Source organism: Actinoalloteichus spitiensis RMV-1378 (assembly GCF_000239155.1).
Lineage (GTDB): Bacteria > Actinomycetota > Actinomycetes > Mycobacteriales > Pseudonocardiaceae > Actinoalloteichus_B > Actinoalloteichus_B spitiensis.
On record NZ_AGVX02000821.1, the window covers coordinates 1 to 1012 of the forward strand.

A 1012-nucleotide genomic window follows, 5' to 3' on the forward strand; every position below is an offset into this window, starting at 1 on the left:
GGGCCGTCGCCGTCGGGAGGGGCGGCCCGACCGGCCGCCCGCATCTGGCTGATCTCCTCCACGATCCGGGCGACGGAGCGTCGCGCGTCGTCGTCCAACTGCATGGTGCGGAGGGCGACGTCCCGGACGTTGGCGTCCCGCAGGGCGTTGACGAGGTCGAGCTGGGCGTCGACGCGTTGCGCGAGCGCGTCGTCGAAGAAGTAGCCCACGTGGACGCCGAAGAACTCGGCGAGCGCCTCCAGGTGGCGCTTGGTGGGGTTGTCCGACCGTCCCTTGCGGAGAGCCCAGATGTAGCTCTGGGAGATGTTCACCCCGCGCTCGCGGATCGCGGCGGCGACGTGTTCGTTGCTGTACTCGCCCTGTCCCGGCGGGTGCACGCGGGCGAAGAGGTGGTTCAGCTTGCCGGCCAGTGTGCGTGTCTCGGGCTTCTCCGCCTCGGCCATCGCCACCCTCTCAGTCCCCCCGACTTAGACTCACAACAACCCCAACGGAGCAATCTCTTCACGTGGGTTGAAACGAACTCCGCTCTCACCTTAGACTCGCGGCAAGGAACGACTCAACTGTCCTGAAAGCATCCGCCGCTCCACCTTCGGTGGAGTCGAAATGCCGAGGGCACCGGTCTTCCTTGTCTGGGGGCTGGGGGGCAGTCCACCACTTGGGCGCAGGGGAGGCACCCAGGTGGTGGGCAAATCCCTCGTCCCCACCCCGTTCCCGCCGATCCCGGCACTGGGGTGCTGCGTGGGTCCGAACGGCCACAGCCTACCGCCCGCCACCCCGTCCCCAGTGGGGATCGCGACGACGCGACCAGGATCGCGGGGGCACGGCCCCGCCCGAGCTCGCGCCCCTCACCGCACGCCTCCGCCGGCCCGGACGCCGGAGGGCCGGCGCGTCGCCGGCCGAGCCAGGGACCCCGTGGCGCGGGGCTCGTCCCGTCCACGCGCCGGGACGCCGTGACCCTCCCGGACGCCGCCGCGCCCGCCCCGTCACCCCGGTTGACCCGACGCGGCGCCCG

Annotated in this window: 1 protein-coding gene; it reads right to left on the reverse strand. The window is 71.7% G+C overall.

Translation table 11 applies throughout. The features are described from left to right. Positions 1–443, reverse strand: a 443-nt coding sequence (locus tag ACTIDRAF_RS31430; protein WP_039789796.1) for a helix-turn-helix domain-containing protein, incomplete at its 3' end; no start/stop codon positions are given. Positions 444–1012 lie beyond the last annotated feature (569 nt).